Annotated in this window: 19 protein-coding genes; 14 read left to right on the top strand and 5 right to left on the bottom strand. The window is 74.1% G+C overall.

Annotated features, from left to right (window positions below; translation table 11 throughout):
* Positions 1–136 precede the first annotated feature (136 nt).
* The 3 genes from ACFV4N_RS23340 (at position 137) to ACFV4N_RS23330 (ending at position 2,123) form a co-directional block, all read left to right on the top strand.
* Positions 137–790, top strand: a complete 654-nt coding sequence (locus ACFV4N_RS23340; RefSeq protein ID WP_499674696.1) for a GntR family transcriptional regulator — start codon at positions 137–139, stop codon at positions 788–790.
* Positions 777–1,772 carry a 1-aminocyclopropane-1-carboxylate deaminase gene (locus tag ACFV4N_RS23335; RefSeq protein WP_499674695.1) on the top strand — a complete coding sequence of 332 codons (996 nt, stop codon included), beginning with the start codon at positions 777–779 and terminating at the stop codon, positions 1,770–1,772. The genes ACFV4N_RS23340 and ACFV4N_RS23335 overlap by 14 nt, the downstream gene beginning before the upstream one ends.
* 120 nt (positions 1,773–1,892) lie before the next feature.
* Positions 1,893–2,123 carry a hypothetical protein gene (locus ACFV4N_RS23330; protein ID WP_499674694.1) on the top strand — a complete coding sequence of 77 codons (231 nt, stop codon included), beginning with the start codon at positions 1,893–1,895 and terminating at the stop codon, positions 2,121–2,123.
* Between the two features lie 213 nt (positions 2,124–2,336).
* On the opposite strand, the gene ACFV4N_RS23325 is transcribed toward ACFV4N_RS23330, so the two are convergent.
* Positions 2,337–6,998, bottom strand: coding sequence for an ATP-dependent helicase (locus ACFV4N_RS23325; protein WP_499674693.1), 4,662 nt, complete (start codon positions 6,996–6,998; stop codon positions 2,337–2,339).
* Between the two features lie 76 nt (positions 6,999–7,074).
* On the opposite strand from ACFV4N_RS23325, the gene ACFV4N_RS23320 reads away from it, so the two are divergent.
* Together ACFV4N_RS23320 and ACFV4N_RS23315 are read left to right on the top strand one after the other, a co-directional pair.
* Positions 7,075–8,982, top strand: a complete 1,908-nt coding sequence (locus ACFV4N_RS23320) for an Hsp70 family protein (protein WP_499674692.1) — start codon at positions 7,075–7,077, stop codon at positions 8,980–8,982.
* Positions 8,983–9,079: 97 nt separating this feature from the next.
* Positions 9,080–10,318 (top strand): MFS transporter, encoded by a 1,239-nt coding sequence (locus ACFV4N_RS23315; RefSeq protein WP_499674691.1) that lies wholly within the window; start codon positions 9,080–9,082, stop codon positions 10,316–10,318.
* A 4-nt stretch (positions 10,319–10,322) separates the two neighbouring features.
* Here the strand turns inward: ACFV4N_RS23315 and ACFV4N_RS23310 are convergent, their stop codons facing one another.
* Positions 10,323–10,448, bottom strand: coding sequence for a hypothetical protein (locus ACFV4N_RS23310; RefSeq protein ID WP_344039808.1), 126 nt, complete (start codon positions 10,446–10,448; stop codon positions 10,323–10,325).
* Between the two features lie 87 nt (positions 10,449–10,535).
* Between ACFV4N_RS23310 and ACFV4N_RS23305 the strand changes: the two genes are divergently transcribed.
* The 4 genes from ACFV4N_RS23305 to ACFV4N_RS23290 all read left to right on the top strand — a co-directional run bounded on the left by ACFV4N_RS23305 (position 10,536) and on the right by ACFV4N_RS23290 (position 13,529).
* Positions 10,536–11,264 (top strand): hypothetical protein, encoded by a 729-nt coding sequence (locus tag ACFV4N_RS23305; protein WP_499674690.1) that lies wholly within the window; start codon positions 10,536–10,538, stop codon positions 11,262–11,264.
* A 28-nt stretch (positions 11,265–11,292) separates the two neighbouring features.
* Positions 11,293–11,487, top strand: a complete 195-nt coding sequence (locus ACFV4N_RS23300) for a DUF3046 domain-containing protein (RefSeq protein WP_499674689.1) — start codon at positions 11,293–11,295, stop codon at positions 11,485–11,487.
* A 170-nt stretch (positions 11,488–11,657) separates the two neighbouring features.
* On the top strand, positions 11,658–12,701 hold the full coding sequence (recA, locus tag ACFV4N_RS23295) for a recombinase RecA (protein WP_499674688.1): 1,044 nt from the start codon (positions 11,658–11,660) through the stop codon (positions 12,699–12,701).
* A gap of 273 nt (positions 12,702–12,974) precedes the next feature.
* Entirely contained in the window at positions 12,975–13,529 is a 555-nt protein-coding gene (locus ACFV4N_RS23290) for a regulatory protein RecX (protein WP_499674687.1), read from the top strand.
* Positions 13,530–13,749: 220 nt separating this feature from the next.
* On the opposite strand, the gene ACFV4N_RS23285 is transcribed toward ACFV4N_RS23290, so the two are convergent.
* On the bottom strand, positions 13,750–14,439 hold the full coding sequence (locus ACFV4N_RS23285) for a YqeB family protein (protein ID WP_499674686.1): 690 nt from the start codon (positions 14,437–14,439) through the stop codon (positions 13,750–13,752).
* Between the two features lie 54 nt (positions 14,440–14,493).
* Between ACFV4N_RS23285 and ACFV4N_RS23280 the strand changes: the two genes are divergently transcribed.
* Positions 14,494–15,135, top strand: coding sequence for an HAD family hydrolase (locus ACFV4N_RS23280; RefSeq protein ID WP_499674685.1), 642 nt, complete (start codon positions 14,494–14,496; stop codon positions 15,133–15,135).
* 183 nt (positions 15,136–15,318) lie between these two features.
* On the opposite strand, the gene eda is transcribed toward ACFV4N_RS23280, so the two are convergent.
* On the bottom strand, positions 15,319–15,942 hold the full coding sequence (gene eda, locus ACFV4N_RS23275; protein WP_499674684.1) for a bifunctional 4-hydroxy-2-oxoglutarate aldolase/2-dehydro-3-deoxy-phosphogluconate aldolase: 624 nt from the start codon (positions 15,940–15,942) through the stop codon (positions 15,319–15,321).
* Positions 15,939–17,804, bottom strand: a complete 1,866-nt coding sequence (edd, locus tag ACFV4N_RS23270; RefSeq protein WP_499674683.1) for a phosphogluconate dehydratase — start codon at positions 17,802–17,804, stop codon at positions 15,939–15,941. Before edd ends, eda begins: the two co-directional genes overlap by 4 nt.
* Before the next feature lie 216 nt (positions 17,805–18,020).
* Between edd and ACFV4N_RS23265 the strand changes: the two genes are divergently transcribed.
* From ACFV4N_RS23265 to ACFV4N_RS23250, 4 genes are all read left to right on the top strand, one after another.
* Positions 18,021–18,317, top strand: coding sequence for an Rv0250c family protein (locus ACFV4N_RS23265; protein WP_344039800.1), 297 nt, complete (start codon positions 18,021–18,023; stop codon positions 18,315–18,317).
* Between the two features lie 136 nt (positions 18,318–18,453).
* Positions 18,454–19,215, top strand: coding sequence for a succinate dehydrogenase subunit SdhC (gene sdhC / locus ACFV4N_RS23260; protein WP_499674682.1), 762 nt, complete (start codon positions 18,454–18,456; stop codon positions 19,213–19,215).
* Between the two features lie 9 nt (positions 19,216–19,224).
* Positions 19,225–21,096: a fumarate reductase/succinate dehydrogenase flavoprotein subunit gene (locus ACFV4N_RS23255; RefSeq protein WP_499674681.1), complete on the top strand. Its 1,872-nt coding sequence runs from the start codon at positions 19,225–19,227 to the stop codon at positions 21,094–21,096.
* Position 21,097: 1 nt separating this feature from the next.
* Complete coding sequence (locus tag ACFV4N_RS23250; protein ID WP_499674680.1) at positions 21,098–21,847, top strand: succinate dehydrogenase/fumarate reductase iron-sulfur subunit; 750 nt, start codon at positions 21,098–21,100, stop codon at positions 21,845–21,847.
* Positions 21,848–21,920 lie beyond the last annotated feature (73 nt).

Genomic DNA, 21,920 nt, shown 5'->3' with positions numbered 1-21,920 from the left:
TCCCGGGGGCCGACCGGCTCCTGGCCGCGCGGGGGGGGGCGGGGCCCGGGCGGGGGCCCCGCCCCCCACCCGGCTCGGCTGAGCTGGGGAGAACACGCCCTGGTGGCTCCGGCGCACCGTCGGCTACAGTGCCAATATGCAATATATTAGTCGGGCGCTATTCCGCGACCAGGCGCTGACCGCGATCCGCGAGGCGATCCTGGGCGGCGACCTCGCGCCCGGCGAGCCGATCAAGGACGTCGAGCTGGCCGAGCGGCTGGGCCTGTCGCGCACCCCCGTGCGCGAGGCGCTGGCCCGGCTCACCGACGAGGGCCTGGTCGAGACCAAGCCGCACAGCTACACCCGCGTCACGCCGCTGGACACCGCCGCCGTCCGGGACGCGCACGTGCTGATCCAGACCGTGCACGCCCTGGCCGCGCGGTTGGCCGTGCCGTTGTTGGTGCCCGCCGACCTGGACGCCATGCGCGAGGCGAACGCGGCTTTCGCGCAGGCGCTGGCCGGCGGGGACGTGCCCGCCGCGCTGGCCGCCGACGACGCGTTCCACGCGGTGGCGGTGCGGCGCAGCGCGAACTTCGCCGTGATCGCCACCATCGAGCGCTACACCCCGCTGATCCGCCGCCTGGAGCGCCTGCGCTTCGCCGCGCCGGTGGGCCGCCACTCGGTGGCGATGCACGAAGAGATCATCGCCGCGTGCGCGGCGGCCGACGCCGACCTGGCGGCCCGGCTCGTCGAGCGCAACTGGGCGACGCTGGCCGACCTGCTGGAGGAGAACCGACGTGGCACTGGCTGACTTCCCCCGATTCCCGCTGCTGTTCGGCCCGTCGCCGGTGCACCCGCTGGAGCGCCTGAGCGGGCACCTCGGCGGCGCGCGCGTGTGGGCCAAGCGCGAGGACTGCAACTCCGGGCTGGCCTATGGCGGCAACAAGACCCGCAAGCTGGAGTACCTGGTCGCCGACGCCCTGGCGCAGGGCTGCGACACCCTGGTCTCCATCGGCGGCGTGCAGTCCAACCACACCCGGCAGGTCGCCGCGGCCGCCGCGCGCGCCGGGCTGGGGTGCGTGCTGGTGCAGGAGAGCTGGGTGGACTGGCCGGACGCGGTGTACGACCGGGTGGGCAACATCCTGCTGAGCCGCCTGATGGGCGCCGAGGTGCGGCTGGTGGAGGCGGGCTTCGGCATCGGCGTGAAACCCGCGTGGGAGCAGGCGGTCGAGGACGTCCGCGCGGCGGGCGGCAAGCCGTACGCCATCCCGGCGGGCGCGTCGGACCACCCCCTGGGCGGCCTGGGCTTCGCCGGCTGGGCGGCCGAGGTCGAGCGGCAGGAGGCCGAGCTGGGCGTCCGGTTCGACACGGTCGTGGTGTGCTCGGTGACCGGCAGCACGCAGGCCGGGATGGTCGCGGGCTTCGCGGGCAGCGGTCGGCGGGTGCTGGGGATCGACGCCTCGGCCAAGCCGGGCGAGACGCGTGCCCAGGTGCTGCGGATCGCGCAGCGGACGGCCGGGCTGCTGGGCGTCGAGGTGGGCGACGCGGACGTGGAGCTGGACGACCGCTTCCACGAGGGCGTCTACGGCGTGCCCGGCGACGCCACGCTGGAGGCGATGAGGCTCGGCGCACGTCTGGAGGGCATGATCACCGACCCGGTGTACGAGGGGAAGTCGTTGGCGGGCCTGGTGGAACTGGTGTCCACGGGCGAGATCCCGCGCGACTCCAACGTCCTCTACGCGCACCTGGGCGGCCAGCCCGCGCTCAACGCGTACAGCGCCCTGTTCCGCTGAGGGCCGGACTGCCACTGCTGACAAATCCGCGACCGGTGCTTTGCGCGGAGTCACGAAGACCGCCGCGCAGCGGACCTCGAAGGATGGTCCTCACGTCCGTGCGACAGTGAGGAGCGAGCGATGCCGGTACGCCTGGGAGCGAGCAGGGTCAGGACCGAGGCGGGCATCGCGGCGGACGTCGCGGCGGTGCGGGCGGGCAGGCGCTGGGCGCACCGCACCGGGTTCCTGGGCGTGGCGCTGCTGACGGCGGCGGCGCTGCTGTCGCCCGTCGTGGCGAAGGCGGACACCGGTGTCGCCGGTGTCGCGGACACCGGCTTCACGGCCGCCGGAGGCACGCCCCCCAGCTCCTGAGCGCCTAGGTCACCTGAGCGCCTGGGGCACCTGAGCCGCTGATCACCAACGGACCGCCGCGGGCAGCCGCGGGCCCCACCCTCGCGCCGGGTGGGTCCCGCGGTCCCGTGGCTTTTCGTGTGCCCGTCGGTTCGCGCGCCTGCCGGCGCCGCGTGTCCGCCGGTCTCGTGCGCCCCCGGATCCCGCGCGTCCGCCGGTGCCGCGCCGGAATCGCTAGGCCCGCAACCGCAAGCCCTTCGGCGTCGCGCGGAACCCCGCCTCCTGGAGCACGCCCGCGAGCCTCGAACCCAGCGCCACCTCCCCGTCCGCCCGCTGCACCGCCAACTGCCCCAGCCAACCGTCGCGGACCGCGCGGCCCAGTGCCTGCGCGGCGGCCCGCAGCGGCGCCTCCTCCTCGGTGAACGACAGCAGCGACCGGCCGCCCCGCTCCACGTACAGCACGGCCACCCCGTCCACCAGCACGACCAGCGCCCCGGCCTTCCGACCCGGCCGGTGCCTGCCCTCGCCCAGCGGCTCCGGCCAGTCGAGGGCCGCGCCGTAGGGCTGAGCCGGGTCGGCGGCCGCCAGCACCACGGCCTCGGGCGCGCCCGCGTGGTCCTGGCCCACCGGCCGGGACAGGGTGCGCAGGCGGTCCACCGCGCCCCGGGCGGCGAACTGCGCCGCGCCCAACCCCTCGACCACGTACCCGCGCACCACCTGCCCGGACTCCTCCATCGCCCGCAGCACCCGGTACACCGCGCTGAAACCGCCGGTCACGCGTTCGGTGTCCAGCGCGCCCCTGGTCAGCACGCCGTGCCGCTCCAGGAACGCCTCGGCCCGCGCGTGCGCCCGGCGCGTCGGGTCGGCCGCGGGCACGACGGCCAGGGACCAGCGGCCCGCGACCGTCGGCGGCCCGGTGCGGCTGGGCACGTCGGGGCGGCCCGCGCGCATCCGGGCGTACCGGCCGCGCGGCGCGGACCGGCGGGGTTTGTGCGCCGTGCCGCCGCCCGCGACGAGCGCCCGCAGCGGTGCCAGCGTGTCGTTGGTGACCACGCCCGCCCACACCAGGTCCCACAGCGCGCCGACCACCTCGCCGTCCGTCGTGGGCCCCTGGAGCGAGACCCGGTCGACGACCTGCCGGAAGAACAGCGCGCCGCCCGCCAGCGACTCGACCACGGCCCGGTGCAGCGGCGAGTCCGGCGCGGCCTCCGGCACCAGGTCCGGCAGCAGCAGGTCGGCCACGTCGGTCGGGGCCAAGGCGATCCAGCCGTCGCCGCCCGCCAGGGAGCCGCAACCGGTCCAGGTCACCTCGCCGGACGCGGTCAGCTCGTCCAGCAGCGCCGGGCCGTAGCCGGGCAGCCGCGCGGGCAGCAGCAGCGACTCCACCGCGCTCGCGGGCAGCGGCGCGCCGGCGAGCTGCTCGACCACCGAGTACACGTCGTCCACGGTCGGCGCGGCGCGCAGCCGCCTGCCGATGCCGTGCCAGCCGGGCAGGAAGCGGCCCAGCGCCGCGGGCTCCACCGGCTCGACCTCGGCGCGCAGCCGCGCCAGCGACGCCCGCCGCAGCCGCCGCAGCACCTCGGCGTCGCAGTACTCGGTGTGCCCGCCGCCGGGCCCCGGGTTCAGCGCCAGCGGCCGCAGTTCGCCGCGCACCAGCCTGCCGGTGCCGGCCATCCGCTCCAGCACGGCCGTGACCACCGCGACGCCCAGGCCGAACCGCTCCGCCGCCTGCGCGGCCGGGAACGGGCCGCGGGTGCGCGCGTACCGGGACAGCAGGTCGCCCAGCGGGTCGGCCACCGGCTCGGTGAACACCTCGGGCACGCCGACCGGCAGCGCCACGCCCAGCGCGTCCCGCACCCGGCCCGCGTCCTCGATGGCGATCACCCGGTCCGCGCCCGCGATCCGCACCCGGATCGCCCGCCGCTGCGCCACCAGCTCGGCCAGCCACTCCGGCCGCACGCCCCGCTCCGCCGCCTCGGCCTCGGACAGGTCGCCCAGGAACCGCAGCAGGTCGGCCGCGCCCTCGACGTCGCGCGCGTGCCGGTCCGGCGCGAGCCGCTGGAGGTTGCGCTCGACCTCCTCGACCACCTCGGGGTCGAGCAGCTCGCGGATCGCCTCCGAGCCGAGCAGCTCGGCCAGCAGCGCCGAGTCCAGCGACAGCGCCGCCGCCCGCCGCTCGGCCAGCGGCGCGTCCGCCTCGTACAGGAACATGCCGACGTACCCGAACAGCAGGCTCCGCGCGAACGGCGACGGCGACGGCGTCTCCACCTCCACCACCCGCACGCGCCGCGCCCGCACGTCGGTCATCAGCTCGCGCAGGCCCGGCACGTCGTACACGTCCTGGAGGCACTCGCGCATCGCCTCCAGCACCACCGGGAAGCTCTCGTACTTCGCCGCCACCGACAGCAGTTGCGCCGCCCGCTGCCGCTGCTGCCACAGCGGCGTCCGCCGCCTCGGGTCGCGCCGGGGCAGCAGCAGGGACCGCGCCGCGCACTCCCGGAACCGCGCCGCGAACAGCGCCGACCCGCCCACCTCGGCCACCACGACCTGCTCGACCTCCTCCGGGTCGAGCAGCACGTCCTCCGCGCCGACCACCACCGGCGCGCCGTCGGCGTCCACGGCGTCCGGCAGCCGCACCACGATCCCGTCGTCGGAGTGCGCCGCCTGCACCTCGATCCCGCGCCGCTCCCGCAGCCGCGCCGCGACCGCCAGCGCCCACGGCGCGTTGACCTGCGCGCCGAACGGCGAGTGCACCACCAGCCGCCAGTCGCCCAGCTCGTCCCGGAACCGCTCCACCAGCACGGTCCGGTCGTTGGGCACGTGCCGCGCGGCCTCGCGCTGCTCGCCCAGGTACGCCAGCAGGTTCGCGGCGGCCCACTCGTCCAGCCCGGCCGCCGCGGTGCGCTCCCGCGCCTCGGCCTCGTCCGCCGTGGACACCTCGCGCAGGAACCTCCCCAGCGCCCGCCCCAGCTCCAGCGGGCGGCCCGGCGCGTCGCCCTTCCAGAACGGCATCCGCGCGGGCTGCCCCGGCGCGGGCACCACGATCACCCGGTCGTGGGTGATGTCCTCGACCCGCCACGACGACGTGCCGAGCAGGAACGTGTCGCCCACCCGCGACTCGTAGACCATCTCCTCGTCCAGCTCGCCCACCCGCGAGCCGGGCCGGTCCTCCGACGCCGGCGTCATCACCGCGAACAGGCCCCGGTCGGGGATGGTGCCGCCGGAGGTCACCGCCAGCCGCTGCGAGCCCGGCCGGCCGCGCAGCTCGCCGTTGATCCGGTCCCACGTGATGCGGGGCCGCAGCTCGCCGAACTCCTCGCTCGGGTACCGGCCGGCCAGCATGTCCAGCACGGCCTGGAGCGCCGACTCGGGCAGCGCCGCGAACGGCGCGGCCCGCCGCACCAGCCCGGCCAGCGCGTCGACCGTCCACGTCTCCATCGCCACCATGGCCACCACGTGCTGCGCCAGCACGTCCAGCGGGTTGCGCGGGTACCGCACGGCCTCGATCGCGCCGTCCCGCATCCGCTCCGCGACCACCGCGCACGACACCAGGTCGCCCCGGAACTTGGGGAACATCACCCCGCGCGACACCGCGCCCACCTGGTGCCCGGCGCGACCGACGCGCTGGAGCCCGGACGCGACCGTCGGTGGCGCCTCCACCTGCACCACCAGGTCGACCGCGCCCATGTCGATGCCCAGCTCCAGCGACGACGTGGCCACCACGCACGGCAGCCGCCCGGACTTCAGCTCCTCCTCCACGGTGACCCGCTGCTCGCGCGACATCGAGCCGTGGTGGGCGCGGGCGACGGCGGCCGTGCGCTGCGTGGTGATGCCGGACTGGGCGGGGACCTCGGCCGGGAACCGCGCGGGACCGCCCGCCCCGGGACCGCCCGCCCCAGGGCCGTTCACGCCGGGTCCGCCCATCCCGGGGTCGTCCGCGCCGGGTCCGTCCACCCCGGGGAACTGCTCCGCGTCCTCCTCGGCCAGCTCGTTCAGCCGCGCGGTCAGCCGCTCGGCCAACCGCCGCGAGTTGGCGAACACGATCGTCGACCGGTGCTGCCGCACCAGCTCCAGCACCCGCCGCTCCACCGAGGGCCAGATCGACGCCCGCTGCTCCGCGCCCGCCGCCGAACCGGACACCTCGCCGGTCGGCTCGCCCAGCACGGACATGTCCTCGACCGGCACCTCGACCCGGACCTCGATGGTCTTGGCCGTCTTCGGCTGCACGACCGTCACCGGCCGCCCGCCCGCGAGGAACGCGCCGACCTCCTCGACCGGGCGCACCGTCGCGGACAGCCCGATCCGCTGGGCGGGCCGCTCCAGCAGCGCGTCCAGCCGCTCCAGGGACAGCGCCAGGTGCGCGCCGCGCTTCGTGCCGGCCACCGCGTGCACCTCGTCGACGATCACGGTCTCCACGCCGCGCAGCGACTCCCGCGCCGCCGAGGTGAGCACCAGGAACAGCGACTCGGGGGTGGTGACCAGCACGTCCGGCGGTGTCCTGGCGAACGCCCGCCGCACGTCGGCCGGGGTGTCGCCGGTGCGCATGCCCACCGCGATGTCCGGTTCGGGCAGCGACAGCCGGTGCGAGGCCTGCCGGATGCCCGCCAGGGGCGCGCGCAGGTTCCGCTCCACGTCCACCGCCAGGGCCTTGAGCGGGGAGACGTAGAGCACCCGGCAGCGCCGCTTCGGGTCGGCGGGCGGTGCGGCGGAGGCCAGCCGGTCCAGCGCCCACAGGAACGCGGCCAGCGTCTTGCCCGAGCCGGTGGGCGCGATGACCAGCGCGTGCTCGCCCGCGGCCGCCGCCTCCCACGCGCCCGCCTGCGCCGCGGTGGGCGCGGCGAAGGCCCCGGTGAACCACTGCCGGGTGGCGGGGGAGAAGCGGTCGAGGACGTCCATGCGAACCATGCTGAACCACAGGTATGACAATTTCCGCTTGTGGCACGATCACCCCGTCGAACCAAAGGGGTGAAACGTGCGAGTGCTGTCCGTTGACCTGGGCACTTCCAACACCGTCGCGGTCCTCGCCGCGCACGGCAGGCCGCCCCGGGTCGTCGAGGTGGACGGCTCCGCCACCATGCCGTCGGCCGTCTACTGCGAGGAGGACGGCACCCTGGTCGTGGGCCGGGACGCCGAGCGCCGCGCCCGCCTCGACCCCGCCCGCTTCGAGCCCAACCCCAAGCGCCGCGTGGACGACGGCGTGCTGCTGCTCGGCGACAACGTCGTCCCGGTCACCGACGCGCTGGCCGCCGTCCTGCGCCGCGTGTTCGAGGAGACCACCCGCCAGCTCGGCGGCGAGCCGCTGGACGAGGTCCGCCTCACCCACCCCGCCCAGTGGGGCCCCACCCGCCGCAACGTGCTGCTGTCCGCCGCCAGGCTGGCGGGCGCCACCGGCGAGGTCGTCCTGGTCCCCGAGCCGGTCGCCGCCGCCTCCCACTACGCCTCGCTGGCCGTCGGCCAGGCGCTGGCCGTGTACGACCTGGGCGCGGGCACGTTCGACGTGGCCGTCGTCGCCGCCACCCAGAGCGGGTTCACCGTGCTCGCCGAGGACGGCCTGCCCGACCTGGGCGGCCTCGACGTCGACCAGGCCCTGCTGGAGCACGTCGGCCGGCAGATCTCGCACCGCGACCCGGCCGCGTGGCAGCGGCTGCTGCGCCCGGAGTCCACGGCCGACCGGCGGGCCCGGCGCGCGCTCCAGGAGGACGTGCGGGCCGCCAAGGAGTCGCTGTCGCGGCACGCGCACACCGAGGTGCCGATGCCCGAACCGTTCGAGGACGTGCTGGTCAACCGGTCCGACCTGGAGGCGCTGGTCCGGCCGAGCATGTTGCGCAGCGTGGAGCTGCTGGCCTCGACGATCCGCTCCACCGGCATGGCGCCCAACCAGCTCGCGGGCATCTACCTGGTCGGCGGCGCGAGCCGCATCCCGCTGGTGGCGAACATGATCGCCGAGCACGTGCGGGTGGTGCCGACGAGCCTGGACCAGCCGGAGACCGCGGTCGCGCTGGGCGCGCACCACGTGCCCAAGGACGGCATCACCCCGCGCTCCCAGGACCTGACCCTGCCCGGCCGCGACCCGGACACCGTGGTCACGACGCCGGTGAACCCCGCGGTCAGCGGCCCCTACCAGGTCGGCGCGCCGGTGAGCGGCCCGATCCCGGTGGCGAACCCGGCCACCAGCGGCGCGCACCAGGTCAACCCGAGCACGAGCGGGTCCTACCCGGTCAACCCGGCGACCAGCGGCCCCTACCAGGTCGGCTACCCGCAGACCGCGCCGCAGCAGTTCAACTTCCCCAGCGTCGCGCCGCAGCGGCCCGCCAAGCGGGCACCGGACCGGAAGAAGGTGCTGATCGCGGCGGGCGCGGCCGTGGTGCTCGTGCTGGCCGCCGTCGGCGGGATCTTCCTGCTCAACCGGCCGAGCACGCCCGACGCGCAGGACTGCAAGACCGACGTCGCGCTGGACGACAAGGGCTTCACCAGCTGCATGCGCCTGCTCGCGGGCACCGTCCCGGACACCGGCACGTGCAAGTCGGGCGGCGCGCCGGGCGTGGGCGGCATCAGCGGCATCAAGGGCACCGCGGTGAGCTGCTCCGTCCAGGACGACTACTCGGTCCAGTACGTGCTCACCGAGACGGTCACGGGCGCCGACCAGGGCGCGGAAGCCGTGGTGCGGTCCCTCAAGAGCGACATCGTCGAGGCGCGGTGGGAGGGCAACGGCCTCTCCGGCCGGTACCGGGCCGCCGCGGACGGCGGGCTGGGGCTGCTCGTGTTCACCGCCGACGGCCTGCCGCTGCTGGGCATTGTGACCAGGAGCAGCGGCGGCGAGGAGCTGACCGCGGACGCGGTCGCGGACTTCTTCGAGCGCACCGTGCAGCCGGGGACCTGACCGCCGGGGCGGCTGTTCGGCCGAGTACCTGTTCGGCCCACCGCCTGACCCGGTCGGTGGCTGTCCGGGCCGGCGGCCCTTTGGCACGATCAAGATCATGACCGTGCTGGGAGCCGTGCAGCGCAGGGTGTTGCGGGTGCTCGCGACCGCGCAGGTGCTGGGTGCGGCGGGCGTCACCATCGGCCTCGCGGTGAGCACGCTGATCGCGGCCGTGCTCGCCGGGTCCGACGTGGTGGGCGGCCTGGCGCAGACCGCCGCGGTGCTCGGCGCGGCCGCGTTCGCCCTGCCCTCGGCGCGCTTGGCGGCCCGCAGCGGGCGCCGGCCCGCGCTGGTGCTCGGCTACGGCGTCGGCGCGGTGGGCGCGGCCGTGGCGGCGTGCGCGGTGGTGCTCGGCTCGTGGCACCTGCTGCTGGGCGCCCTGGTGCTGTTCGGCGCGGCGTCCAGCGCGAACCTCGCGGCCCGGTACGCGGGCGCGGACCTGGCCCAGCCGCACCGCCGGGCGCGCTCGGTGGCGCTGGTGGTGTGGGCGGCGACCGCGGGCGCGGTGCTGGGGCCGAACCTGGCCGACCCCGCCGGGCAGGTGGCCGCGCTGCTGGGCCTGCCCGTGGGCGCGGGCCCCTACCTGCTGTCGGCCGCGCTGTTCGGGCTGGCCGCGGTGGTCGTCCTGCGGTTCCTCCGGCCCGACCCGCTGACCGTCGCGCGCTCCACCGCGGACCCCGCGCCCCGCCGCGCCGGCGGGACGGGCGACACGCGGGGCGCGGTGGCGCTGTGGAGGTCGCTGCCGCCCGGCGCGAGGCTCGCGCTGAGCGGCGTGACGCTGTGCCAGACCGCGATGGTCGGGCTGATGTCGATGACCCCGGTGCACATGGACCACGCCGGCTCGTCGCTCCGCGTGGTGGGCCTGGTGATCAGCGTGCACGTGGCCGCCATGTACGTGGCCAGCCCGCTGTTCGGGTGGATGGCGGACAAGCTGGGCCGGGTGTCCGTGCTGTCGATCGGCGCGGCGCTGGTGGTGGCCGCGTCCGGCATCGCGGGCACGGCGCCCGCGCACGGGGCGCCGCAGTTGGCCGCCGGCCTGGCGCTGCTCGGCTTCGGCTGGTCGGCGGGCCTGGTGGCGGGGTCGGCGCTGCTCACCGAGTCGGTGCCGGCGGCCGACCGGCCGGCCGCCCAGGGCCTGTCTGACCTGTGCATGAACGCCGGTGGCGCGGTCGGCGGCGTCGTGGCGGGCCTGGTGGTGAGCGCCTGGTCCTACTCGGCGCTGGGCCTGCTCGTCGGGTTCACCGCGCTGCCGCTGCTGGTCGCGTGCCTGCTCCGGGCGCCGCAGCGGGTGGGCTGACGCGTCAGCGCTTGCGGTTGTGCCAGTACGCCCGCAGGCCCACGACGATCGCCGCGACCAGCGCGGCGATCACCACGACGGTCCCGATCGGCGACGACAGGCCCGTGGGGTCTTCCTGGAGCAGGGTCACCGTTCGAGGTTAGCGCGGTGGCGGTGAGCGCGCGCACGCCGGTTTTCGCTCGTGGCGACCCCCGTCCGCGTGTGAGGATCGGCGGCCGTGGGCTCCGATTGGTACTGGACGCTGCAACTGCCCCCCGGTTCGGTGACCGAGGACGCGGTCGAGGAGGTGCTGTCCACGGCCGAGAAGGCCGGGTTCTCGCCGCACCGGGCGCTCGACGGGCTGGTCAACGCCTTCCACGTGGACGACCCGGTGGGGCACGACCCCGGGGTGCCCGACCGCGCCGCGGTGGTCGCCGAGCTGGCCGCCGGGACGTGCGCCACGAACCTGTGGGTGTCGTCCGAGGTGGACGTCTTCCTGGAGGTGGACCCCGGTGACGCGGGGGAGGCCGCGACCCTGCGCCTGACGCTGGACTCCTGCCACGCCTGGCGGCGCCCCTGCCCCGAGGCCGAGCCCTACCGGCGGCTGCACCGGGACCTGACCGCGCTGTGGCTGGACCTCGCGGAGCGCTTCGGCGCGGCGTTCGGCCGGGTGGAGGACGACTGGTCGGTCCTCCAGGTCCGCCGGCTGGTCGAGGACCCCGCCTCGAACGAGGCGCCGCCGCCCGGCCACTGGCCCGCGCTGCTGGGGTGGTGGACCTACTTCGGCCCCGACCTGCACCGGGACCTGCCGCCGCCGCCCGCCGACCTCGGGGCGACAGTCCGCCGCACGCCCGGCGGAGGGGCGGTGGTGTCCTTCCTCGACGACCCGGCCGCCGTCGACGAGCTCGCGTTCGAGCGGCTGCACCTGCGGCACGCGGACTCCGGGGCGACCCGGCCGGCCGGGTGACGGCGGACCGCGCGCTAGCCTGGGTGCGATGCGCAACACGGTGTTCCGCAAGTTGATGGCGAACGAGTTCGGCCAGGTCCGCGGGGAGATGATCGCCCGCGACCACGTGATGTCCGTCCTCGGCGGGCGCACCGCGGACGAGGCGTTGGAGGCGGGGATCCCGGCCAAGGAGGTCTGGCTCGCCGTCTGCGACGCGTTCGACGTGCCCGAACAACGCCGGTGACCCGGCGTGGCGACCAGGTCTGTCGAACACCTGTTCGGCTACACTGCCCGACACGACCGGGTGACCTCGCCCCGCTGGTGACCTGGTCGCCGCCGAAAAATGTCGGACCCCACCCGTAACGTCGGCCCCGACATCGCACAGCGACCCAAGACAACCGAGGTGGACCCCAGATGGCACCCCAGGCTCCCGACCGGGACAAGGCCCTCGAGCTGGCCCTGGCCCAGATCGACAAGCAGTTCGGCAAGGGCTCGGTCATGCGGCTCGGCGAGGAGGGCCGCGCCCCGATCGAGGTGATCCCGACCGGCGCTATCGCGCTCGACGTCGCGCTCGGCATCGGCGGTCTGCCCCGCGGCCGCGTGGTGGAGATCTACGGCCCGGAGTCGTCGGGTAAGACGACCGTGGCCCTCCACGCCGTGGCCAACGCCCAGCGCAACGGCGGCATCGCCGCGTTCATCGACGCCGAGCACGCGCTGGACCCGGACTACGCGCGCAAGCTGGGCGTCGACACCGACGCCCTGCTGGTCTCCCAGCCGGACACCGGCGAGCAGGCGCTGGAGATCGCGGACATGCTGGTCCGCTCCGGCGCGCTCGACATCCTGGTCATCGACTCGGTGGCGGCCCTGGTGCCCCGCGCCGAGATCGAGGGCGAGATGGGCGACAACCACGTCGGCCTCCAGGCCCGCCTGATGAGCCAGGCGCTGCGGAAGATCACCGGTGCGCTGAACTCCTCCGGCACCACCGCGATCTTCATCAACCAGCTGCGCGAGAAGATCGGCGTGATGTTCGGCTCGCCCGAGACCACGACCGGTGGCAAGGCGCTCAAGTTCTACGCGTCGGTCCGCCTGGACGTGCGGCGCATCGAGACCCTGAAGGACGGCGGCGAGCCGGTCGGCAACCGCACCCGCGTCAAGGTCGTGAAGAACAAGGTGGCCCCGCCGTTCAAGCAGGCCGAGTTCGACATCCTCTACGGCCAGGGCATCAGCCGTGAGGGCTCGCTCATCGACATGGGCGTCGACCAGGGCATCCTGCGCAAGTCCGGCGCCTGGTACACCTACGAGGGCGACCAGCTCGGCCAGGGCAAGGAGAACGCGCGGAAGTTCCTGCGCGAGAACCCGGACGTGGCGAACGAGATCGAGAAGCGGATCAAGGAGAAGCTCGGCATCGGGGCCACCCTCGACACCGAGGAGCCCGCCCCCGCGCCGGTCGAGTTCTAAGCGGACGTGGCAGGACGAGGCGGTCGGGGTCGCGGGCCGCCCCGCGACCGCTCGACCGGCAACTCCCGCTTCGGCCGAGCCATCGGCTCCGGCACGGGCATGGACTCGGGCCCGGATTCGAGTTCGGGTTCCGGCGCGAACTCGGGCTTCGACCCGGCTCCCGGCGCGGGCTCGGGTTCCGGTGCGGCTTTCGGCTCGGGTTCCGGCGCGAACCCGGCCTCCGGATCGGCTCCGGGCGAGGATCCGGGCTTCGGCGCGGGCTCGGCTTTCGGCGTGGACTCCGGTCCGAACCCGGAGGCCACCGAGCCGCGGCCGATCGATCCGGCCAAGGAGCAGCGCAAGGCGACCGACATCTGCTACGCGCTGCTCACCGCCAGGGCGAGGACCAAGGTCGAGCTTCGCGACGCCCTGCTGCGCAAGGGCATCCGCGAGGAGACGGCCGAGCTGGTGCTCGGCAAGTTCGACCGGGCGGGGCTGATCGACGACGCGGCGTTCGCCGAGGTCTGGGTCCGCTCGCGCCACACCTACCAGGGCCTGGGCCGACGTGCCCTGGCCGTGGAGCTGCGGCGCAAGGGCGTGGCGGACGAAGTGGTGACCGAGGCGATCGCGGCGGTCGACGACGAGGCGGAGGAGGAGCGGGCGCGGGAGCTGGTGCGCAAGAAGCTGCGCCCGATGGCGGGCTTGGACGACACCACCAAGATCCGCCGCCTGGTCTCCGCGCTCGCGCGCAAGGGCTACTCCGAGGGCTTGGCCTACCGGGTGGTCCGCGACGAACTGCGCCGCGCGGGCGAAGAGACCTCTGCCCTGGACGACCTCACCCACGACTGACCCGCCCACGCCCGGCCTGCTCAGGGACCCGGCCTGCTCAGGGCCGGCCTGCCAACGCCCGGCCTGCTCAGGGCCGGCCTGCCCACACCCGGCCTGCTCAGGGCCGACCCCCCACGCCCGACCTGCTCCGCGCGGATCTGTCCCATCGCGGGCTCGGCTCGCGACAAACCTGGGCGCAGGGGTCTGGTCAGCAGGGGATCTGGTCAGCAGGGGATCTGGGTCAGGAGGTGCGGCGGGCGAGGCGCCAGAACTGGCGCTTCTTGTCCTCCCGCACCACGACCCCGAGCCGGCTCAGCTCCTCGCGCAGCTGTGCCGCGTCCTCGCCGTCCCCCTTGCGCAGCGCCTCCGCCCGCACCTTCAACAACGCGTCCGCGCCGGGCGGCAGGTCGGGCGTCCCGGCGGCCCACCGCCGGTACTGGTCCTCGTACGGGTCCTTCTCCAGCCACTGGTAGCCGTGCTTCTGGAAGGCATCGGCCAGGTCCGCGGTCCTCAGGTCGCTGCTCTCCCTGACCAGCTCGCCGGTGTCCATGCCGAGCAGCACGAGCTTCTTGCCGTCCACGAAGACGCCCGACACCAGGGTCCGGTCGAAGTTCCGCAGCCGCCCGCCCCGGTTGAGCTCGACGCCCTCGTTGAAGACCTCCACCGACAGCCGCTCGTACGCCGCCATCCCGGCGATCACCAGGCCGCCCAGCGCGCCGATCCCCAGGGACCCGATCGTCGCCCACGGCTCCGGCACCGAGGCCACCAGCCGGAACGGTCCCTGCATCGGCGCCCACGACAGGCCGGCCACCCACCCGGCGATCGACTTCAGGCCGAACAGCACGGCCGCGCCCAGCACCGGGAACCCGACCCACACCAGCACCACCTGCGCACGAGGTTCGGCGACCACCGTGCCGCGCCGCGCGTCCATCCCCGCTTACCTCCCCCGAAGTGAGCACCCAACTTATCGCCGTAGTCTGATCGGGTGAGAATCAGGGCCGACCACGTCGTCTGGGACTGGAACGGGACCCTGCTCGCCGACAACCACGCCGTGCTGGCCGCGGTCAACCGGGTCTGCCGGGACTTCGGCCGCGACGCCGTCACGCTCGACCTCTGGCGCGACACCTACAGCCGCCCCCTCAAGGACTGCTACGAGCGGCTGCTCGCGCGCACCCTCACCGCGGCGGACTGGGCCCGCATCGACCTCGTCTTCCACGAGGAGTACCGGGCCGCGCTGCACGGGTGCGCCCTCGCCGACGGCGTGCCGGACCGGCTCAGGTCCCTGCGCCAGACCCAGTCGCTGCTGTCCATGTGGTTCCACCACGAGCTGGTCCCGAAGGTCGCCGAACTCGGCCTGCACGACCTGTTCACCCGCGTCGACGGCCTCCGCGCCGAGGTCGGCGGCGGTTCGAAGGCCGAGCACCTGGCCGCGCACCTCGACGCCCAGCGGCTGCGCCCCGCCGAGGTCGTCGTCATCGGCGACGTGGTCGACGACGCCGACGCCGCCCGCCACGTGGGCGCCCAGGTCGTGCTGGTCGCCACGGGGGTCAGCTCGCGCCGGGTCCTGGAGCGGACGGGCGCGCCGGTCGCGGACTCCATCCCGGAGGCGCTGGCCCACCTGGTGTGACGCCGGTCGGCCTGACGTGACCCAAGCCGACCTGCGCGGTGACCTGAGCCGACCTGCGCGGTGACCCGGGCCGCCGGCGATCAGCGCCGGTGTGGACCGATGCGAACGGGGGCCTGTTGCCAGGCCCCCGTCGGCGTCGATCAGGGCAGTCGACCAGTGCAGCCGACGAGTACGCGCGGGTCCCTACCCCAGCGCCGCCGCCGCGCGGGCCAGCTCCTCGACCCGGCCGAAGTCGCCCGCCGCCAGCACGTCCTTCGGCGCCAGCCACGACCCGCCGACGCAGCCGACGTTGGGCAGGGCCAGGTAGCGGGGCGCGCTCTCCGGCGTGATGCCGCCGGTCGGGCAGAACCGCAGGCCGGGCAGCGGGCCGCCGATGGACTTCAGGTAGTCCACGCCGCCCGCGGCCTCGGCGGGGAAGAACTTGAGCGCCGTCAGGCCCCGCTCGGCCAGCCGCATGGCCTCGGACACGGTCGCCGCGCCCGGCAGGAACGGCAGGCCGGTGTCCTCGGCCGCGTCGAGCACCCGGTCGGTGGAGCCGGGCGTCACGAGGAACGCCGCACCCGCCTTCGCGGCCTGCTCGGCGTGCTCGGGCCGGGTCACCGTGCCCGCGCCGATGACGACGTCCGGCACCTCCGCCGCGACCCGCTCGATGGCCGCCAGGGCCGCCTCGGTGCGCAGCGTCAGCTCGATCACCCGGATGCCGCCGCGCAGCAGCGCCTGGGCCAGCGGCACGGCGTGGGCCGCGTCGTCCACGACGACGACCGGGATGACGGGGGACAGCGCCAGCAGGTCAGAGCTGGTGGTCACCGGGAAACCTCCTGGTTGAACTGGCCTTCGAAGTGCGAGGCCGCGATGGGACCGAACACGCTCGCGCCCCGGTCGGCGGGCCCGACCGCCCGCCGCAGCGCGGCGAACAGCTCGCGGCCCGTGCCGGTCCACGCCTGCGCGTCCGGGGGGAAGTCCACCAGCTCGCGCGAGCCCAGCTCCGCCGGGTCCACGAACACCTCCAGGGTGCCCGTCTCCGCGTCCAGCCGCAGCACGTCGCCGTCGCGCACGCGCGCCAGCGGGCCGCCCACGGCCGCCTCCGGGGTGAGCTGGATCGCCGCCGGGATCTTGCCCGACGCGCCGGACATCCGGCCGTCGGTGACCAGCGCGACCTGGAACCCCCGGTCCTGGAGCACGCCGAGCGCGGGGATGAGCTTGTGCAGCTCGGGCATGCCGTTGGCCTGCGGGCCCTGCTGCCGCACCACGACCACCACGTCGCGCTCCAGCTCGCCCGCCTTGAACGCCTCGCTGAACGCCTCCTGCGAGGTGAACACCCGCGCGGGCGCCTCCACGACGCGGTGCTCCGGCTTGACCGCCGAGACCTTGATCACCGCGCGGCCGAGGTTGCCCGACAGCATCCGCAGGCCGCCGTCGGCGGCGAACGGGTCGGACGCGGGCCGCAGCACGTCGGTGTCCAGCGAGCGGCCGGCGCCGGGGCGCCAGGTCAGCGCGCCCTCGACGAGCACCGGCTCCTGCGTGTAGCGCGACAGGCCGGGCCCGGCCACGGTCCGCACGTCCTCGTGCAGCAGGCCGGCCTCCAGCAGCGTGTGCACCAGGAACTGCACGCCGCCCGCCGCCTGGAAGTGGTTGATGTCGGCCGAGCCGTTGGGGTAGACGCGGGCCAGCAGCGGGACCACCGAGGACAGCTCGGCGAAGTCGTCCCAGCTCAGCTCGATGCCCGCGGCCGAGGCGATGGCCACCAGGTGCATCGTGTGGTTGGTCGAGCCGCCGGTGGCCAGCAGCGCGATCAGGCCGTTGACCACGGCCTTCTCGTCCACCACGTGCCCGACCGGGGTGTAGTCGTCGCCGCGGCTGATCTCCACGGCCCGGCGCGCGGCCTCTTCGGTCAGCGCCCTGCGCAGCCGGGTGCCCGGCGGCACGAAGCTCGCGCCCGGCAGGTGCAGGCCCATGACCTCCACGACGAGCTGGTTGGAGTTCGCGGTGCCGTAGAAAGTGCAGGTCCCGGGGCTGTGGTACGAGGCGGCCTCGGCCTCCAGCAGGTCCTCGCGGGTCGCCTTGCCCTCCGCGTAGAGCTGCCGCACCCGCGCCTTCTCCGAGTTCGGCAGGCCGGAGTTCATCGGGCCCGCCGGCACCAGGAGCGCGGGCAGGTGCCCGAACGACAGGGCGCCGATCAGCAGGCCCGGCACGATCTTGTCGCACACGCCCAGCAGCAGGGCCGCGTCGAACATCTCGTGGGACAGCGCGATGGCGGTCGACATCGCGATCACGTCCCGGCTGAACAGCGACAGCTCCATGCCCGCGCGGCCCTGGGTGATGCCGTCGCACATGGCGGGCACGCCGCCCGCGAACTGCGCCACGCCGCCGACCGCGCGCGCCGCGTCCTTGATCCACGCCGGGTACTCGTGCATCGGCTGGTGCGCCGACAGCATGTCGTTGTACGAGGACACGATTGCCACGTTCGGGCGACGCATCGCCCGGAGGAGGTCCTTGTCACCGCCGGTGATGCCGGCGAAGCCGTGCGCGAGGTTGCTGCACGCCATGTCGCGGCGGGCGGGGCCTTCCTGGTGGGCTCGGGCGACGCGGTCGAGGTAGGCGGCCCGGCCGGCGGCGCTGCGGGCGGCGATGCGAGCCGTCACTTCGGCCACGACGGGATGCACGCTCATGTTCGCTGTCTCCGGTGGTGATCACGGGCCGTGAGGCCCGGTGGGACGGCAGCGCTGGCGTCGCACGGTCGGACGTGACAACAGGCACACTATGTCACGACACATGATCCATACAAAAACGATTCAGCAGCTGAGACGCGCCGTCGGCGCCTGTGGTGCTTGTCACAGGAGCGCCGACTTGGCAGAGTCGGCACCAGACCCAAGGAGGTGCTGACCATGACGTCTTCCGAGATCGTGGCCCTGCGCCGGGCGCTGGGGCAGTTGCGCCAGTGCGTCGGCGGCCTGCGCGCGCGGTACGGCGACGTGGCCGCGGTGCAGAGGCTCGCCAACGACGTCGAGCGCATGGACATCGACGCGACCGAGCTGGTCGACCTGGACCGCACGCCCCGGCAACGGGAGGCGCCCCGGGTGGAACGCGAGGTCGTGGTGGTGCCCGACACGCCCTACGACCCGGAGTTCTGGCACGACGCAGACGACGAAGGGCTCGGCGGCTACCGCAGCCACCGGACCTGACCGACCCCCGACCGGCCCCCGCGTGAACGGACACCACGCGGGGGCCGGTTCGGTTTTTCCGCACCACGGCCCCCGGCACGCCGCGGGGCCCGATCCCGAACCGTCCCCACCACAACGAAGTGGAACGAGGTGAGGTATGAGGGCGCAGATCGCCCGGCGCACACTGCGGACCGACCGGTGGTGGCTGCCGCCGCTGGTCACGTTCGGCGGCCTGCTTTTAATCTCCATCTACGCGGCCGTGCGCACGTTCATGGGCGACTACTACTGGGTGGACGAGCACCGCTACCTGACGCCCATGTACTCCCCGTGCCTGAGCCAGGAGTGCCTGCCCGGCGCGGCCCACTTCGGCCGGCCGCTGCCCGAGTTCCCGGGGTTCCTGACCCCACCCGTGATCATCATCCCGTTCCTGCTCGGCTTCCGGCTGACCTGCTACTACTACCGCAAGGCGTACTACCGGGCGGCGTGGTTGTCCCCGCCCGCGTGCGCGGTGGCCGAGCCGCACGCCAAGTACACCGGTGAGACCAGGTTCCCGCTGGTCATGCAGAACCTGCACCGCTACTTCTTCTACGCCGCCTCGCTCCTGCTGCTGATCAACGTCTACGACGCCTTCTACGCGCTGAGCGCGGGCGTGGGCCTGGGCAACCTGGTGCTGCTGGTGAACGTGGGCCTGCTGGCCGCCTACACGCTGTCGTGCCACTCGTGCCGGCACATCGCGGGCGGGCGGCTCAAGCACTTCTCCAAGCACCCGGTGCGGTACTGGACGTGGACGCAGATCTCCAAGCTCAACGCCCGCCACATGCAGCTGGCGTGGGCGTCGTTGATCTTCGTCTGCCTCACGGACCTCTACATCGCCCTGGTCGCCTCCGGGACGATCACCGACCTCCGATTCGTGAACTGAGGAGTGGTTTTGCCCGAGCTGGAACGGCATTCGTTCGACGTGCTCGTGATCGGTGCCGGCGGCGCCGGGCTGCGCGCCGCGATCGAGGCCAGGGAACACGGGATGCGCACGGCGGTGCTGTGCAAGTCGTTGTTCGGCAAGGCCCACACCGTCATGGCCGAGGGCGGCATCGCCGCGGCCATGGGCAACGTCAACTCCAACGACAACTGGCAGGTGCACTTCCGCGACACCATGCGCGGCGGGAAGTTCCTCAACAACTGGCGGATGGCCGAGCTGCACGCCAAGGAGGCCCCCGACCGGGTGTGGGAGCTGGAGACCTACGGCGCGCTGTTCGACCGGACGAAGGACGGCCGGATCAGCCAGCGCAACTTCGGCGGGCACGAGTACCCGCGGCTCGCGCACGTGGGCGACCGGACCGGGCTGGAGCTGATCCGCAGCCTCCAGCAGAAGGTCGTGTCCCTCCAGCAGGACGACCTCGCCGAGACCGGCGACTACGAGTCCCGGCTCAAGGTGTTCCAGGAGTTCACGGTCACGGACCTGGTGCTCGACGACGGGAGGGTCGCCGGCGCGTTCGGCTACTGGCGCGAGTCCGGCCGGTTCGTGCTGTTCGAGGCGCCCGCCGTGGTGCTCGCGACCGGCGGCATCGGCAAGTCGTTCAAGGTCACCTCGAACTCGTGGGAGTACACCGGCGACGGCCACGCGCTGGCCCTGCGCGCCGGCGCGTCGCTGATCAACATGGAGTTCGTCCAGTTCCACCCGACCGGCATGGTCTGGCCGCCGTCGGTGAAGGGGATCCTGGTCACCGAGTCGGTGCGCGGCGACGGCGGCGTGCTGCGCAACTCCGACGGCAAGCGGTTCATGTTCGACTACGTCCCCGAGGTGTTCAAGGACAAGTACGCCGACAACGAGGCCGAGGCCGACCGCTGGTACACCGACCCGGACACCAACCGCCGGCCGCCGGAGCTGCTGCCCCGCGACGAGGTGGCGCGGGCGATCAACTCCGAGGTCAAGGCCGGTCGTGGGTCCGAGCACGGCGGCGTGTTCCTGGACGTGTCCACCCGGATGCCCGCCGAGGAGATCATCCGGCGGCTGCCGTCGATGCACCACCAGTTCAAGGAGCTGGCCGACGTCGACATCACCGCGCAGCCCATGGAGGTCGGGCCGACCTGCCACTACGTGATGGGCGGCGTGCAGGTCGACCCGGACACCGCCGCGTCCTCGGTGCCCGGCCTGTTCGCGGCGGGCGAGGTGTCCGGCGGCATGCACGGCTCCAACCGGCTCGGCGGCAACTCGCTGTCGGACCTGCTGGTGTTCGGCAAGCGGGCGGGCGCGGGCGCCGCGTCCTACGTGGCCGGGCTCGCCGACCGGCCGGTGTGCTCCGGGGAGGCGGTGGCCGAGGCCGAGCGCACGGCGGTGGCCCCGTTCGCGGGCGACGGCGGCGAGAACCCGTACACCCTGCACATGGAGCTCCAGCAGGCCATGAACGACCTGGTGGGCATCATCCGGCGGGCCGAGGAGATGGAGCGGGCGGTCACGCGGCTCGACGAGCTGAAGCGGCGGGCGGCGTCCGTGGTCGTCGAGGGGCACCGGCAGTTCAACCCCGGCTGGCACCTCGCGCTGGACCTGCGCAACATGCTGCTGGTCAGCGAGTGCGTGGCGCGGGCGGCGCTGCTGCGCACCGAGAGCCGCGGCGGGCACACCCGCGACGACCACCCGGGCATGGACGCCGAGTGGCGGCGCAAGCTGCTGGTGTGCCGGCTCGCCGGCGACGGGGTCGAGGTGGTGGAGGAGCCGCAGACGCCGATCAGACCGGACCTGCTGGCCCTGTTCGAGCGCACCGAGCTGGAGAAGTACCTGACCGCGGGCGAACTGGAGGCGTGACGTGGGTTACCAGGGGCACTTCCGGGTGTGGCGCGGTTCCGCCGAGGGCGGCGGCCTGGAGGACTTCACCGTGGAGGTCAACGAGGGCGAGGTCGTCCTCGACGTGATCCACCGGTTGCAGGCCACGCAGGCGCCGGACCTCGCGGTGCGGTGGAACTGCAAGGCGGGCAAGTGCGGCTCGTGCTCGGCCGAGGTCAACGGCAGGCCGCGGCTGCTGTGCATGACCCGGATGTCGGTGTTCGCGGAGGACGAGACGGTGACCGTGACGCCGATGCGCACGTTCCCGGTGATCAGGGACCTGGTCACGGACGTGTCGTACAACTACCGGAAGGCCAGGGAGGTCCCGGCGTTCCGGCCGCCGGCGGGCGTCGCGCCGGGCGAGTACCGGATGCAGCAGGTGGACGTGCAGCGCTCGCAGGAGTTCCGCAAGTGCATCGAGTGCTTCCTGTGCAACAACACCTGCCACGTGATCCGCGACCACGAGGAGAACAAGGAGGCGTTCGCCGGGCCCCGGTTCCTGATGCGGGTGGCCGAGCTGGAGATGCACCCGCTGGACTCGGCGGACCGGGTGGGCGCGGCGCAGTCCGAGCACGGGCTCGGGCTGTGCAACATCACCAAGTGCTGCACCGAGGTGTGCCCCGAGCACATCAAGATCACCGACAACGCGCTGATCCCGATGAAGGAGCGCGTGGCCGACCGGCGGTACGACCCGGTGGTCTGGCTGGGCAACAAGCTGTTCCGGCGGCGCTGAGCCGGGTGTGACCGGGACGACCGGTGGCGCGCGGGGAAAGGCGCGCCCGGCCCGCGCCCCGAGTGGGAGGCGG

This window comes from Actinosynnema sp. NPDC059797, from assembly GCF_042732085.1.
In the GTDB taxonomy this organism is placed as follows: domain Bacteria; phylum Actinomycetota; class Actinomycetes; order Mycobacteriales; family Pseudonocardiaceae; genus Actinosynnema.
Note: the sequence above shows the minus strand (reverse complement) of the source record. Positions and strands in the feature narration are given on the sequence as shown.

What these genes read in the sequence shown, in the direction of transcription:
- ACFV4N_RS23340 (WP_499674696.1), top strand. Translation starts at nt 137, where the DNA reads ATGCAATATATTAGTCGGGCGCTATTCCGCGACCAGGCGCTGACCGCG.
- ACFV4N_RS23330 (WP_499674694.1), top strand. Translation starts at nt 1,893, where the DNA reads ATGCCGGTACGCCTGGGAGCGAGCAGGGTCAGGACCGAGGCGGGCATC.
- ACFV4N_RS23325 (WP_499674693.1), bottom strand. Translation starts at nt 6,998, where the DNA reads ATGGACGTCCTCGACCGCTTCTCCCCCGCCACCCGGCAGTGGTTCACC.
- ACFV4N_RS23315 (WP_499674691.1), top strand. Translation starts at nt 9,080, where the DNA reads ATGACCGTGCTGGGAGCCGTGCAGCGCAGGGTGTTGCGGGTGCTCGCG.
- ACFV4N_RS23300 (WP_499674689.1), top strand. Translation starts at nt 11,293, where the DNA reads ATGCGCAACACGGTGTTCCGCAAGTTGATGGCGAACGAGTTCGGCCAG.
- recA (WP_499674688.1), top strand. Translation starts at nt 11,658, where the DNA reads ATGGCACCCCAGGCTCCCGACCGGGACAAGGCCCTCGAGCTGGCCCTG.
- ACFV4N_RS23285 (WP_499674686.1), bottom strand. Translation starts at nt 14,439, where the DNA reads ATGGACGCGCGGCGCGGCACGGTGGTCGCCGAACCTCGTGCGCAGGTG.
- edd (WP_499674683.1), bottom strand. Translation starts at nt 17,804, where the DNA reads ATGAGCGTGCATCCCGTCGTGGCCGAAGTGACGGCTCGCATCGCCGCC.
- ACFV4N_RS23265 (WP_344039800.1), top strand. Translation starts at nt 18,021, where the DNA reads ATGACGTCTTCCGAGATCGTGGCCCTGCGCCGGGCGCTGGGGCAGTTG.
- sdhC (WP_499674682.1), top strand. Translation starts at nt 18,454, where the DNA reads ATGAGGGCGCAGATCGCCCGGCGCACACTGCGGACCGACCGGTGGTGG.